The 14305-nt window shown below is 69.6% G+C and carries 13 protein-coding genes; all 13 read left to right on the forward strand.

All coding sequences use genetic code 11. The annotated features are described in order from the left end of the window. Positions 1-241 precede the first annotated feature (241 nt). Positions 242-2119 carry a condensation domain-containing protein gene (locus tag VN779_RS04915; protein ID WP_325720573.1) on the forward strand — a complete coding sequence of 626 codons (1878 nt, stop codon included), beginning with the start codon at positions 242-244 and terminating at the stop codon, positions 2117-2119. Between the two features lie 7 nt (positions 2120-2126). Next, positions 2127-3068 (forward strand): 3-oxoacyl-[acyl-carrier-protein] synthase III C-terminal domain-containing protein, encoded by a 942-nt coding sequence (locus VN779_RS04920; protein WP_325720575.1) that lies wholly within the window; start codon positions 2127-2129, stop codon positions 3066-3068. Next, positions 3065-4411, forward strand: a complete 1347-nt coding sequence (locus tag VN779_RS04925) for an ATP-grasp domain-containing protein (protein ID WP_325720577.1) — start codon at positions 3065-3067, stop codon at positions 4409-4411. Before VN779_RS04920 ends, VN779_RS04925 begins: the two co-directional genes overlap by 4 nt. Beyond that, positions 4408-5712, forward strand: a complete 1305-nt coding sequence (locus VN779_RS04930; protein ID WP_325720579.1) for a type III PLP-dependent enzyme — start codon at positions 4408-4410, stop codon at positions 5710-5712. The genes VN779_RS04925 and VN779_RS04930 overlap by 4 nt, the downstream gene beginning before the upstream one ends. Then, a complete protein-coding gene (locus VN779_RS04935) occupies positions 5709-7286 on the forward strand; it encodes an AMP-binding protein (RefSeq protein WP_325720581.1) in 1578 nt (525 codons plus the stop codon). Before VN779_RS04930 ends, VN779_RS04935 begins: the two co-directional genes overlap by 4 nt. Positions 7287-7441: 155 nt before the next feature. Beyond that, the gene (locus VN779_RS04940; protein WP_325720583.1) at positions 7442-7702 is read left to right on the forward strand and encodes an acyl carrier protein; all 261 of its coding nucleotides are present in this window, start codon (positions 7442-7444) and stop codon (positions 7700-7702) included. A 3-nt stretch (positions 7703-7705) separates the two neighbouring features. Further along, positions 7706-8596: a hypothetical protein gene (locus VN779_RS04945; protein WP_325720585.1), complete on the forward strand. Its 891-nt coding sequence runs from the start codon at positions 7706-7708 to the stop codon at positions 8594-8596. 2 nt (positions 8597-8598) lie between these two features. Continuing rightward, positions 8599-9567: a 3-oxoacyl-[acyl-carrier-protein] synthase III C-terminal domain-containing protein gene (locus VN779_RS04950; RefSeq protein WP_325720587.1), complete on the forward strand. Its 969-nt coding sequence runs from the start codon at positions 8599-8601 to the stop codon at positions 9565-9567. After that, a complete protein-coding gene (locus VN779_RS04955; protein ID WP_325720589.1) occupies positions 9564-10199 on the forward strand; it encodes an acyl-CoA dehydrogenase family protein in 636 nt (211 codons plus the stop codon). Before VN779_RS04950 ends, VN779_RS04955 begins: the two co-directional genes overlap by 4 nt. Continuing rightward, positions 10196-11335, forward strand: coding sequence for an acyl-CoA dehydrogenase (locus VN779_RS04960; RefSeq protein WP_325720591.1), 1140 nt, complete (start codon positions 10196-10198; stop codon positions 11333-11335). The genes VN779_RS04955 and VN779_RS04960 overlap by 4 nt, the downstream gene beginning before the upstream one ends. Further along, positions 11328-12092 carry a hypothetical protein gene (locus VN779_RS04965; protein WP_325720593.1) on the forward strand — a complete coding sequence of 255 codons (765 nt, stop codon included), beginning with the start codon at positions 11328-11330 and terminating at the stop codon, positions 12090-12092. Before VN779_RS04960 ends, VN779_RS04965 begins: the two co-directional genes overlap by 8 nt. Before the next feature lie 21 nt (positions 12093-12113). Next, entirely contained in the window at positions 12114-13508 is a 1395-nt protein-coding gene (locus tag VN779_RS04970; protein WP_325720595.1) for an MATE family efflux transporter, read from the forward strand. Continuing rightward, complete coding sequence (acpS, locus tag VN779_RS04975; RefSeq protein ID WP_325720597.1) at positions 13505-13900, forward strand: holo-ACP synthase; 396 nt, start codon at positions 13505-13507, stop codon at positions 13898-13900. Before VN779_RS04970 ends, acpS begins: the two co-directional genes overlap by 4 nt. The last annotated feature ends 405 nt before the right edge of the window (positions 13901-14305 follow it).

Raw genomic sequence — 14305 nt, forward strand, 5'->3', positions numbered from 1 at the left:
ATGGGCTGACAGGAATTTGCGGATTTCACCGACTCGGTTTCTTTCGGCCCTTCGAGATTCACCGATCCGGGATTCCCGTGTCAAGGCATTCGCCGCCCGGCTCAGTTGTTTCGCGTTGACCACAAAACGCAGTCCACTAAATGCCACCGCGCGGGGCTGCCGCGCGGTTCGCACACCCGCGACCATCGGACCGGAATGGCTCGTCCATCGCAGCGAAATCCACCCTCGAGCGGAGACCCGAATGCCGGCGTCGAAGAGCGCGAACCTGTGCTGGGGCCAGCGGTATCACTGGCTGCGCTACCAGCATGTGCCGCCCGGATCGCGGCATGAGGCCCACATCGTCGACACCTTCGCCCTGCCGCCGGGGCTGTCCACGCCTCGGCTGCGGTCCGCGCTCAACCACCTGGTGCGGCGGCACGAGGTGCTGCGGACGGTCTACCGGACGCAGGACGGGCCATGGCCGCGCCAGGTGGTGCAGTCCCCCGGGCCGATGCCGATCTGCGAGGCGACCACCGAGCAGGACGGCACGCCGCCACCCGCGGAGGCGATCCGCCGGCTCACCGAGGCGGACTTCGAGCTCTCGACGCAGTGGCCGGCCCGCGCTTGTGTGGTGACCACCGCAGGGGTGCCCGTGCGGCTGGTGATGGTGTTCAACCACCTGGCCTTCGACGATCGCAGCCTGGAGCTGCTACGCGCCGAGTTCGAAGCCTTGCTCGGCGCGGCGGTCTCGGGCCGGCCGGCCCGGTTGGCGCCGGTGGCGGCGCACCCGGTGGACCAGGCCCTGCGCGAGGAATCCGACGAGGCACGGGATGCGGCGCGCTCGGCGCTCGAGCACTGGCGTGCCGAGCTGGAACGTATGCCCTCTGACATGTTCGTGGGCCGACGCAGCCTGCCCGCGGATCGCGGCCCCGCGTTGAGCGCCTCGCTGACCTCGCCCACGCTGCTGGCCGCCGCGCGGGAAACCGCGGCGCGGTTGCGCGTGTGGCCGTCTGCGATCCATCTGGCCGCCTATGCGGTGAGCATGGCCGCGTACACCGGCGAACCTGTAGTCACGCACCGGATGTACACCAGTCAGCGCGAGGCGAGTGGCTGTCAGGACCTGATGACCTGCATGTCGTATCCGACGCTGGTCGCCGCCGATTTGGGTGACGATCCGACCTTCACCGAGGTGGTCCGGCGCGCGGCGGTTCGGGTGGAGCGGGCCATTGCGCACGCTCACGTCCCATACGACGAGGTCGCCGAGCTGGTCGCGCACGAGGGCCGGCGACGCGGCCGGCCGGTGCGGGTGGCCGGCGAATTCAACTTCCTGACGAACGCGCCGCGCTCGTGCGCGACTCGGCGCGACCGGCTGACGTGGCATGCCGAGCCGACCGAGTGGACCGGCGCGGGTTCGGACACATATTTCCGCATCTACGAGTGGAGCGACGGAGTCACACTCGCGCTTCAAGCGATGGCGGGCGTGATGGACTCCGATGCGGTCGAGCGCTTCCTGCGCGGCTACGCGCGCCTGCTGGAAGCGCACCGCGAACAGGGAACTGACTTGCGGGTGAGCGAGGCGGCGCAATTCTTCGATTTCACGCCCCGGCCGCAACTGCGAATCCTGCGCGGTGCGACCGGCGTTGGACCGGATCTCGACCGGTGCGACGCGTTGGCCGTCGACCGGACCGAGGCTCTGGTCGCGACGCATCCGGCGGCGGTCGACGTCAGGGTTGACGTGACCGAGCGCGGCCTGGTCGCGGACGTGATCGCGGCGGATCCGGTGACGCCGGCCGATCTGCGAGCCCACGTCCTCGGGGCCATCGACGAGTCTCCGCAGGCGCGCTGCCCCGACTGGTTCCGGATCCGCGGCGCGGTTGAGGTCGAAGGAGACGGGCTCGACGCACCGCGGCGTGCGCCAGCCACCGAAGCCGAGCAAGCACTCTTCGACGCGGTGCAAGAGGTCAACGGCTTGCCCGATCTGGACCCGGCCGACTGCTACGCGGCCACCGGAGCCCGAGTGCTGCGCATCCCGCGCGTCATCGAGGTGCTTGCGGAACAAGGCTGGAGCGGGCTGCGCGGCGGCCAGCTCTGCGGCATCCGACCGCTGCGCTCGCTCGCGGCCGACCTGGTGCGGAGCTGAGGAGAACATGCTGTATCTCGAACGCGTCGGCACCTTTCTGCCGCAGGACTCCCTCTCGGTCCGCGAGCTGGGCGGGCCGCTCGGGCTGACCGAAGGTCAGGTGCTGCTGTTCAGCCGGATTCTCGGGCTGAACCGGATCGCGGTCGCCCCCGACCTCGACCTGGCGGACCTGCTGACCGCGGCCGGCGAGGACGCGCTCGGCGACACAGATCGCGACGAGGTGCGCTACCTGCTGCACGCGCACACGATGCAGCACACCGGGCCGCCGTCGCGCCATCTGCTGGAGAACGTGCGGTTGAAACTGGGGCTGCGCCACGCGAGCGTTGTCAGCCTCTCGCACCTTAACTGCGTCATGGGGCTACACGCGCTCCAAATCGCTCGCTATCTCCTGCATGGCGCGCCGCCGCAACACAAAGCACTGATCGTGACCGGTGACAAAATCCTGTCGCATCGGCTGCGCCTGATCCCGGACACCACGCTGCTCGGTGAAGCGGCGGCCGGCTGCGTGGTCGGCACGGACCCGCGCGGCGATCGCGTCATAGGCCGCGCACTCACTGTGCACGGCAAGTTCTATCAGTGCCTTGACTGCCCAGATCCGCTGCGCGCCGAGTACAAGCAGCGCTACGTCGAACTTCTGGGACAGGCGATGGCCGCCGCGATCGAGGACGCAGGCTGCGATCCGGCGAGCATCGCGGCCGTGCTCCCGCACAACGTCAACCGGCTGTCGTGGAAGAAGATCTGCGGCGCCCTGGGGATCCCGGCGGACCGGGTCTTCCTCGACAACGTACCGAAACTCGGCCACTGCTACACCTCCGACCCCTTCATCAACCTGGCGGCGGTCCGGGACGGGGGGCGGGTGGCGGCCGGGGACCTGGTGCTGATGGCCGGCGCCGGAATGGGCGCGGCGTTCGCCGCGACCGTCGTGCAGCTAGGGGAAGGAATCCGATGAATTTCCTGGAACGGCTCAAGCGGGACCTGACCGGTGACTCCGGCGCCCGCTTCGTGCTGGTGAACAACTTCGAGGTGGAACGCGCCTGGGCCGCCGGGGAGCCGAAGCTGCCGGGCGCGGGCATCGCCTTCGCCGGCGCCACCGTGAACCGGATGGAGGAGATGGGCGTCCTGCTGGCCGGCGAGGACGACGCGGTGGTGCTCAAAGCGCCGATGGACCCGCAGTTCGCGGCCTACCTATCCAGCCTGGGCGCGGCGGCCGGGCGCACGGTGTGGGCGGAGAACAGCGAGCCGGAGCGTACGGTCACCGAGGACGCGCTCGTCTCCCCGCGGCTGCTCGACGAACTGCGCGCGCTGAACGACGGTCGCACGTATCTGATGCCGCTCGGTATTTCGGCCGCCGAGGAGGCACTCGCCGAGGCGACCGGGCTGCCGCTGGCCGGAGCCCCCGCGCGGGTGTGTAAGGCGGTCAACGGCAAGATCTTCAGCCGCGAGCTGGTCGACGCCACGGGCCTGACCGCGGTACCCGGACAGATCTGCCGGACCGTCGGGGAGCTGCGCGGCGCACTGTTCGGTCAGCTAGCGGGTGGCGGCCGGGTCGTGGTCAAGGAGTCGCTGGGCGTCTCGGGCCGAGGCATGGTCGTGGTGGAGGACGAGCGCGGCGCGGCGCGGCTGCTGCGGCTGATCGAGCGGCGCGGCGAGCAGGCCGCGGCGGATCTGGTCGTCGAGTCCTGGATCGAGCGGACGCAGGATCTGAACTACCAGTTCGTCATCTCGCGCGACGGCGCGGTGCGCTTCGAGACCGTGAAGGCCGCGGTCTTGCGTGGCGGGGTGCACCAGGGGCACCGTTTCCCGGTCGAGCTGCCCGGCGCCGCGATGGACCGGCTGCTCGAGGCGGTCGAGACAATCGGCAAGGCCCTGTACGCCGAGGGCTACTTCGGCATGGTCGGCGTCGACGCGATGCTCGCTCCCGACGGGACGCTCTATCCGTGCCTGGAGATCAACGCCAGGTTCAACATGTCGACCTATCAGAACCGGATCGCGGAGCGTTTCATCCCGGAGGGCAGGCACGCGATCGCGGCGACGATCGGGCTGCGGCCGGCGCGCACGCACACGTTCGGCGAGGTCGCCGAGGCATTGGGCGAACTGGTCTTCGACGGCCCGGGGCGCGACGGGGTGCTGGTCAACAACTTCGCGACGCTCAACGCCGCGGCGAGCGGCGAGGGCGATTTCCACGGGCGCATCTACGCGATCTGCATCGCCGGCTCGGCCGAGGCGGCGCTGGGTCTGCGGCAGGAGGCCGAGCGGCGTCTGCGCGCACTGACGGAGGTTGGCGCGGCATGAGGATTCAGGGAATCGAGTACACGGAACTGGCGCAGCGATTCGGCACGCCGCTCTACGTCTACGACGGCGACCTGCTAACCCGCACCCTGGCCGAGCTGCGCGCGGCGTTGCCGCCGGTCCTGGAGGTTTTCTACTCACTCAAGGCCAACCCGAACATCAGTGTGCTGAGCGTGCTGCGCCGGGCCGGGGCTCGCGCCGAGGTCTGCTCGCTGGCCGAACTGCGGACCGCGCAGCAGGCCGGAACGCCGCCGCAGGACATCATCTTCCTTGGCCCTGGCAAGAGCGAGCGGGAGCTGGCCGCCTGCCTCGACGCCGGGATCTACGCCATCGTCTGCGAGTCCTTCGACGAGGTGGACCGGGTCGAGAGCATGGCGGCGGCGCGCGGGCTGACGCAGCGGGTGCTGCTGCGGATCAATCCGGCCGTCTCGGTCAAGGGCTCGCGTCTGACCATGGGCGGCAAGCCGCGCCAGTTCGGGATCGACGAGGCGCAGGTGCTCGACGCCGGCCACCTTCCTTCGCGCTATCAGCATGCCGATATCGCGGGTGTGCACGTGTACGCGGGCACCCGCATTCTGGACGCCGAGGTGGTGGCCAAGAACACCGCCTATGCGCTGGAGCTGGCCGACCGGATCGTCACGGCCACGGGCATCCGGCTCGACGCTGTCGATATCGGCGGCGGGCTGGGCGTCGCGTACTTCGACGACGAGGCCGACCTCGAAGCCAAGGCGGTCGCCGAGCAGATCAATCCGCTGATCGAGGCGTTCGCGGCCGCGCATCCCGGCACCCGGATGATCATGGAGTCAGGGCGTTACCTGGCCGCGCGCGCCGGTACCTACATGCTGCGCGTGCGCTACGTGAAGGAGTCGCTCGGCGAGCGATTCGCGGTCGCGGACGGCGGCACGCATCACCACATGGCCGCGGTCGGCATCGGTTCCTTCGTCAAGCGCAATTTCCCGGCGGTGCTGCTCAGCCCGCGCGGCGAGGATGAACCCGGTGATTCGGGTGAGTCGGCCGGTGAAACCGAGTCGTGGAACGTCACCGGTCCCTTGTGCACGCCGAACGACACGCTGCTCAAGCACGTCGCGCTGCCGCCGCTGCGGCCCGGCGACCTCATCGGGGTCCTGCGTTCGGGCGCTTACGGGCCGACGGCTTCGCCTGGACTTTTCCTCAGCCACGGGTTCCCTGCCGAGGTTCTGGTGATGGACGGTCAGGCGCACATCGTGCGGGTGCGTGACGAGGTGGATGACCTGCTGCGTTCCCAGCGCCTTGTCATATCCGACGAGGAAGCCGAGCGAAGATGAGCGGCATCGGTATCCGCGCAGCTGCGCCTGTGCCCCAGGAGGCGCTACGAGCGGACGGGCTGCTGCACGGCTGGTTCTTACGCGGGGCCGCGATCGATCCCGAGGCTGAGGCGCTGCGCATCGGCGCCCGCAGCTTCAGCTATCGGCGGCTGCACGAGAGAGCGCTCGCACTGGCCGGCTCGTTGACGGCCGCGGTCGGCGGGCCGCCGCGCCGGGTCGGCTTGCTGGCCGCGCGCAGCGAGCAGGCGTATGCCGGGATGCTCGCGCCCGGATACGCCGGTGGGGCGGTCGTGCCGCTCAACCCCGAGTATCCGCCCGAGCGCACGCGGCGAATGATCGCCGCGGCCGGGCTGGATGCGCTGCTGGTGGACGCCTCGGGCGCGCAGATCCTGCCCGAGTTGGCCGACGAACTCGGGAAAGCGCCGGTCATCGGTGAGCCGAGCGCGCCGCCGCTGGAGCGCCCGCTCGTGTCGTCGCCGGGTGACGTCGCATACATCATGTTCACCTCCGGCTCCACGGGAAGGCCCAAGGGCGTCCCGATCCTGCACCGCAACGTCGACGCCTACCTGCGGCACGTGCACGGCCGCTATCCGATCGGGCCGCAGGACGTGTTCGCGCAGATCGCGGATCTGACCTTTGATATGTCGATCTTCGATGTGTACGCGGCGTGGGGTTGCGGCGGGACCTTGGTGAGCGTGCCGCCGCAGGTGTTCGCGGCGCTGCCGGCGTTCGTCGCGCATCACGGCATCACCGTCTGGTTCTCCTCCCCCAGCGTGATCGGCTTGGCCAGGACCATGCGCGCGCTGGCCCCTGGCTCGCTGGCGGGCGTGCGGGTAAGCCTGTTCTGTGGCGAGCCGTTGCTGCGCCAAGACGCGGCGGATTGGAGCGCGGCGACCGGCGGTGCGTGGGTGGACAACTTGTACGGGCCGACCGAGCTGACCGTCTCGTGTACCGCCCACCGCTGGGATCCGGAGTACTCGCCGGAGTACTGCGTCAACGACGTCGTGTCGATCGGCACAATGCACGCCGAGTCACGTTACGTACTCGACCAGCAATCAGGGGACGACCCTGATACCGGCGAACTGTGCGTTACCGGCCCGCAGATGTTCCCTGGTTACCTCGATCCGCGAGACGACGAAGGGCGTTTCCTCGAACGCGACGGACTGCGCTGGTACCGCACAGGCGACGTGGTGCGGCGACTGCCCAATCAAGAACTCGCCTATCTCGGCCGGCGCGACCACCAGGTGAAGATCCGCGGCGTGCGGATCGAGCTCGCGGAGGTGGAGTGGGCGCTGCGCCGCTGCTCCGGTGTCCAGGACGGCGTGGTCGTCGCGGTCGAGGGCCGGCTTGTCGCCTTCTTCACCGGCACGCAGCGCACCGGCTCCAGCCTGACCGGCGAGCTGGCGCAGATGCTGCCGAAGGCGGTGGTCCCGCTGCATTTCGAGCGGCTGGCTGACATTCCGCTCAACGCGAACCGCAAGACCGATCGGATCGCGTTGAGCGCCCGCGCCGCGCGGCTGCTTTCGGCGCAGGTCCCCGCGGTGGCAGCTTCGCACCGCCGCAACATGCCATAGGCGACACCTATCGCGGGCGCGCCGCGCCTACGACGATCGTCGAAAACGAACGGTCCGGGGGGACGGCGGCGGCGGGATGATCAGGGTCCTGTGACGGCTTACCGCGCTCCCCGCACCTGCCCATCCATTCCCGTCCCGTAAGGAAGGCGACCACGATGAACCGCTCCGAGACCGTCGACCATGTCCGCATCGCCCTGTCCAGTGTGCTCGGCCGGGACATCCCGGACCTGACCGAGCAGTCCCGGCTCTTCGAGGACCTGGCCCTGGACTCGACCAGCGTGATCGAGCTGCTGATGAGCCTGGAGGACACCATCGACCTGCAGATCGACCCGGACGACCTGGAGCCCGACGTCTTCCGCACGGTCGGCAGCCTCACCGACTACATACAGAACAGCCTGAGCAGCGCGGCAGTCTGAGACATGGCCGCGACTGACACGCTCGCCCCGCCTGGCCGGCCGGGTGCGCCGCCGCGGGCGGGAGGACTGCGGTTGACCGGTATCCGGCACCGGGTCTTCCCGGAACGGCAGCAGCCGTTGATCGGGTACGAGGTCGAGTTGGCCAAGGAAGTGCTAAGCGCATTCGGGCGCGGTGACGAGTTGCCGGAGTTCCTCAACCGCACCGGCAACAGTTTCATCGCGATGAGCGAGGCGCTGCTCGAAAGGCTGGCGACACCGTCTACCGCGCTGGACGCGGCGCCTGAATCTGCTGCGGCGCCGGATTTCGACACCGTGCTGCTGGCGTACCGGACCCCGGACCTTTACTACTCCGAGGTGGCCGGTTGCTATCTGTCGAACCGCTTGCCCGGCGCACCGGTCCCGTGCTCCATCGCGGAGCAGGGATCGGGCGCCCCGTTCACGGCGTTGCGGATCGCGGACGCGATGTGGCAGCTCGGCGAACTGGAGCGCGGTGCGCTGTTCGCATACGACCAGAACGGCGCGGCGTGGGATGCGGACGAGACGCGACAGTCGAGGCCTGATGCGGCCGTTCTGATCGAGTTCGGCGGTATGGCGGTGGCCGGGGCGGCGCGCATCGCGGAAGCGACGGAGGTTCGCGCCGGGGAGACCGGATTCCCGAGCCCGGCGCAGGTATTAGACAGCACGCTGGCGCGGCATCCAGGCGCGTACGCGCTCATCGGCGCCGAACTCGCCAGCGAGCTTCATATGTCAGAGCACGATGACCTTTGGAGCACGGCGCTGTGGGGCGCTCTTGCTCGGCTGTGGCCGATCCGCGAGCCGGTGCTGCTGGCCGACTTCCACGGTGCCGGAGGGGTCTTCCACAGCTGTCTGCTCGTGCCGGACGCGGAGGCGTGATCGTGGACGTCGGACTGTCGCGGATCGCGGTTCAGCTGCCCGAGCGCATGGAGTCCGTGGACGACATCCTCACCCGCACCGGGCACGGCCCGGCCGAGCGCAAGATGTTCGCCAAGATCTACGGGCTGAATCAGAGCCCGACTCTGGCCGCGGGCGAGTGCATGGAGGACCTGCTCGCAGCCGCCGGGCAGAGCGCGCTTGGCGGCGGAACCGCCGAACTGGTGCTCTACGGACACACGCTGCTGACGCAAGAGTTCGGATATCGCGGCGGATTCCCTGACCGGCTGCGTAAGCGGCTAGAACTCCCGGACGCCGCGTTTTACGGGATCTCGCACATCAACTGCGTGTCGGTGCTGCGTGCGGTCGAGTTGGCCCGCCGCTATCTCGCGCGCCCGCAGGCGACGGCGGGAGACCGCGTACTGGTGCTCGGCGGCGACCATGGCAGCATCTCGGACCACTCGAGGCTGATCCGGCGCACCACCATCGGCGGAGATGGAGCGCTCGGGTTCACGGTTCAGCGCGACAGCGGCACCGGTCCGCTCCGGCCGCGGTACCGGTATTTAGCCGGGGCATCCGGTCGCGACACCCGCTTCCACCGCAGCCTCGGCATGTCCGATGCGGAATTCGCGCTCTTCGGCAAGGTCTGCGCCGAAGGTGCGGTAGAGACGGTGCACCGCGCCGCCCGCGCCGCCGGGCTCACCGCCGACCGCCTCGACTGGGTCATGCCGCACTTGTCCAACCGGATGTTCTGGCGTGCCTTCTGCGCGGCGTCGGGGATCGCGAAGGACCGGATCGCCCTCGACCTGATCGGCGAGCAGGCGCACAACTTCGGCTGCGACGCGCTGATGGCGCTCGAACACGCGGACCGGCAGGGGCGGCTGCGTCCCGGCGATCGCTGCGCCCTGGTCTCGCTCGGTCAGGGTGCTTATTTCCAAGTGGTCATCGTCGAGGTCGCGGAGGACGCCTCATGAACGCTGCGAACACGCTGGATGCAGGCGCCGTTCCCGCAGCGCTGCGGGACTGCGAGCGGATCGGCCGTACCGAAGGCCTGGCCGCCGGGCTCGCCGCGGCCCTGGACGGCAGGGACGTCGCCGCCACCGCTCCGGGCCGATACGCGGCGCTGTCCGCGGAGAGCGTCAGGGAGATGGAATCAGTGGTCGTGCTCAAGCACGGCCTCGCCGACCGCGAAGACGTGGTCTTCGCCGAGCTGCCAAGCCCCCGGCCGCCGGCCGGGCCCGCCCTGGCCGAGATCGGCGCGCTGCTGGCCGCCGTGCGGCTCGGCGTGGTGCGTCGCACGCTCGATTTGGCGGTCGAGCACCTTTCCGCGCGCGACTGCGGCGGCGAGCCGCTGATCCGCAAGCAGCTGGTGACGGGGGCCGTCGCCGACCTCATCGCCGAGGTGGAGTTGCTGCGCGAGCAAATCCCCGGCTACCGCGACCCCGCGGCGCTCGCTGACCTGCATACCCGGATCGATGAACTGGGTTGGCAGGTGACCAAGCTCTTCGGCGCGGCCGGGTACATCGCCGACCACCCGGTGCGGGCGCTGTATGTCTCGGCGCTGTGTGCGAACACGTGGATCGGCCGGGAAGGAGCGGGCGAATGATCGAGCTGGACGCACGGCTGCGTGCGGTGCGCGACGTGAGCCGGGAAGCGGCCGAGCAGCTGCGCGCGCTCGCGCTGGCGATCGACGCGGACCCTGACGCCATGGAGGCGCACCTGGACACCGAGGTGTACGCGATGGTGCGCACCTCGAATACCCCGGCGAGGCACCGCGAGTCGCTGCCGGGCCGGCCGCTGCGGCTGCTGGACGAAGGCAACTGCCTGGAGACCGTGGTCGGCACGCTTGAATTGGCCCGCGGCGACGCCGGGGCGCTGCTGGCCTGCCCCTCCCCCGCGCTCGCCGGGGTGATCGTGGATCTGCTCGGCGACGAGCGGCAGCGCGAACTGTTCTACACCCGGCTGCACGGCGGCCGCACCTGGACCTTCTTCGCGATGACGGAGCCGGGCCGGGGCAGCGACGCGACCGCGATGGAGACCAGGCTCGAACCCGACGGCGCGGGCGGCTGGCTGCTGCGCGGCGAGAAGCGGTACATCGGCAACGGCGCCCGGGGCGGCGTCGGCGTGGTGTTCGCGCGGACCGGCCGCTCGGCGCTGTCCATCCGCGCCGTGCTGCTCGAGCCGCCGCACGAAGCGTGGCACGCGCAGCGGCTCGACATGGTCGGATTGCGCGGCGCGGCTCTCAGCGCCCTGCGTTTCGACGGCGTGCCGGTGCGCGGCGACATGCTGCTCGGCGAGCACCTGCCGGTGACCCGCCGCGGCATCTGGGGTGCCATCGAGACCTTCAACAACATGCGCATCCAGGTGGCCGCGCTCGCGGTCGGCACGGCGCTGGCGATTGCCGAGTACGTGGCCGAACACCGCAAGAGCGCCCCCGGGTTGCCGGTCGCGCTCGCCCGCGCGGAAGCCGCGCGGGAACTGGTGTACCAGGCGGCGGCGCGCGTCCTGCGCGACCCGGACAACAGCTACCTGTCCTGCGCGGCGAAGCTCGGCGCGACCCGGATGGCAGTGCAGACCGCGCGCTGGGCCTCCGGCGCGATGGGGCCCGCCGGGTTGCTGGAGCATCCGCTGCTGGAGAAGTGGACCCGGGACGTGTGCGCGTTCGAATTCATGGAGGGCACCGGCAACATCCAGCGGCTGCACGTCGCCAAGGGCTACCTGTCGGGCGACGCTGATGGCTGACCTGAGCATCACCGCGATCGCGGTGGCGGTATGCGATGAGGCGTTCTACCGGCCGGCGACGCTCCTTGATGAAGGACACGAATTCCGGCAGCTCGCCCATGGCCTCGCACAGCAAACCGGCACCACGTTGGCGGCGCTTCGGCTCCTGCCGGCCGACGGCAAGACCCCTGATGTAAGTGCTCTGGCGCTGGCCGCGCTCGGTGCGGAGCACCGCGAGGAGTCGCTGTTCCTGGTGCGTTCGGGGCCGCTGTCCGATCCGTACGGGGCGCTGCTGGCCCGGCTGGTGTTCGAGTCGGGCTGGGCGGGCGAGGACGTCGGTATCACTCACCTGGACGAGCTCGGCGGCACGGTGGTGTTCGACCTGTTGAGGTGGGCTATCCCGGACGGTTGCGGTGCCACGGCGCTGATTTGCGACGACCCGTTGTTCGCCGAAGATCACGTCGGCGAGCTTGGCCGTTCCCGGGTGGCCGCCGCCGCTGTCCGGGTCCGCAGCGCTCCCGGAGCGCTGCGCGTTCTCGGCTGCGGCGAAGGCGCACCCACGGCTCTGGCCAATCGCGCGGAGCATCGACTGCCGGGAAGCCGGCCTAGCGACGGCTGGATCGCGCTGCGCGACGCCGTGGCGCAGCACCGCATTAACGATGGCGATCGAGTACTGATACACACGCGCGGACCAATGCGCGAGGGCTGGCTGCTGATCGAGGCAGTCGATATCACAGGTCTGCAACTGCTGACCGCAGATACGAGCAGGACGGTGTGATCTTATGAAACGTGTGATCCCATGAGCAGTGACATGCTGAACGAGCCACGGGTCGCGCGGGCCGCGGAACCCGACCCGCCCGAGCGTCCGACGCGTCAGAACGTCGATGTCTCCTATCAGCGCATCGTGAAGCTATCGCTGCCGATGGTCCTGTCCACCGCCACCGGAGTCGGCGCCCAGGTCATCGCGACCGCGCTGATCGGCCGGATGGGCGGAACCGCGCTGTATGTCCGCTCGGTCTACAACCCGGTCTCCTATCTGTTCCTCGCGCTGACCACCGGTCTTTCCATCACGCTGCAAGTCGCCGTCGCGCAGGCCTGGGGACGCGGCGAACGCGACGAGATCTCCCCGCGCCTCGGCAGCATGGGACGAGCCGGGATCTTGGTCTTCGCCGTCTTCGGCGGGCTCTTGCTCGCGCTGAGCGGTCCACTCGGCGACGCCGTGCAACTCGCGGCTGATCGGCGCGGCGAATTCCAGAGCTTCCTCGCTGCGATGACCGGAGCCGCCGTACTGTGCATGCTCGGCGAACTGTGCTCAGCGGTATTGCGCGGGATGGGCCGCACGGGCGTCGCAGCGATCATCACGGCCATATACGTGTCGCTCAACCTCGGCATCATCATCGTGGTCGGGCTCGTGCTGCACGGTGGGCTCATGGCCGTGCCGCTCGCTTCGGGCATTGCCGGCGCGGCCGAGATCGTGCTCGGACTGACGGTGCTGATGCGCGCGGGAGCGATCCGCCCACGCCGCTTCACCGAGTGGCGCCCGCAGACGCCGCGGCTGCTGCTGTCCATCGGCGTGCCGGTGAGCGCGTCCTCGATCGTGCTGGCCGTGGTCAACCTGCTGCTGCTGCGGATCGTGGCGCCGTCCGGACAGTCGGCAGTCGCAGGCTTCAACGTCGGCTATACCGTCCAGACCGCGATCATCGTGCCCGCGGTGGGGCTCGGTTCGGCCATCGCGGTGCTGATGAACCAGAGCCTCGGCGCCGGTGGGCTACCGGCCTCGCGCACCGTCTTCCGGCGCGGGCTCCTCCTCGCGGTCATCGGATATGCCGTGGTGACTCTCGCCGTCGTGCTGCTCGGCGGGCCGCTGGCGAACCTGATGTCCGGAGGAAGCCCCTCGGTCGCGGCGCAGGCCCGGCACTTCGTCACGATCGTCGGACCGACCTTCGGCTGTACCGGGCTGATGCTGACCGTGCTGACCGTGCTGGAGCAGGTCGGCCATGGACCGCTGGCGGTGGCGATGAACACCGGTTACTTCGTGGTCATCCTCGCGGTCGGCTGGTATGCCGCGACCGCAAGGCACGAGGTCGCCGCTCTGTACTGGACCATGGCCATCGCCGCCGCGGCGAGCCTGCTCGGTGGTCTTCCCATCGCCGCGCGCGCGGCGATGCGGCCTCGCATACAGGCGCGGGCATGAGGATCGGCGTCGACCTGCTGTCGGTGTCGCGGTTCACCCGGATCGCCGCGCACCGCCGCTACAGCGCGATCCTCTTCACGCGGACCGAACTGGAGCAGGCCCACGGACTCGGCCCCGAGCGTTACGCCGAACGGTTAGCCGGACGGTTCTGTGTCAAGGAGGCCACCTGCAAGGTGCTCGGCCGGGGATTCGGCCAGGGCCTGCGCTGGCGCGACATCGAGGTCACGAATGACGCCTGGGGCGCTCCGTCGGTGAGTCTCACCGGCGGGGCGCGGCAACTCGCGCAGGCGGCCGGGTTGGGCGAGATCGTGGTGACGCTCACGCATCAGGCCGACCTCGTGGTGGCGGTCGCCGTGGCCGACCGTGCGCCGGCGGCATCGCAGGGCGCGTGATCGTACGGCGCAGCGAATCAGATTCCTGTGTCCCACTTAATGGCCGTCCGCTAGCGTGATCATGCCGGGTTGACCCTCGCTTGGACCCGCTGGCGTGGTGTTGGTGTCTCGCTCAGAGACGGAGGCCATCTGGTGTCTGGCATTGGTGGGGCGGGAGGGGCGGTCGTGTCCGTCTGGAGTGGACATCCGCGGTCGCCGGTTGTCCCGTTGAACGAGACAACTGCCTGACTGTCCCGTTGAACGAGACAACCACAAGTGCGCTCACGACCTTGGGAGCGATTGAGGTTCGGGCGTGTTGGCCTGGCGGATCGGCTGGAGGTTGATCAGCAGGTGGGCCGCCTGGCGAGCACCAGTTCGGTGCTCGTGCGGTGTAGCGCTGCGGGCGGCCACCTGCTCACCGACCCG

This window comes from Actinocrinis sp. (assembly GCF_035605935.1).
Classification (GTDB): domain Bacteria; phylum Actinomycetota; class Actinomycetes; order Streptomycetales; family Catenulisporaceae; genus Actinocrinis.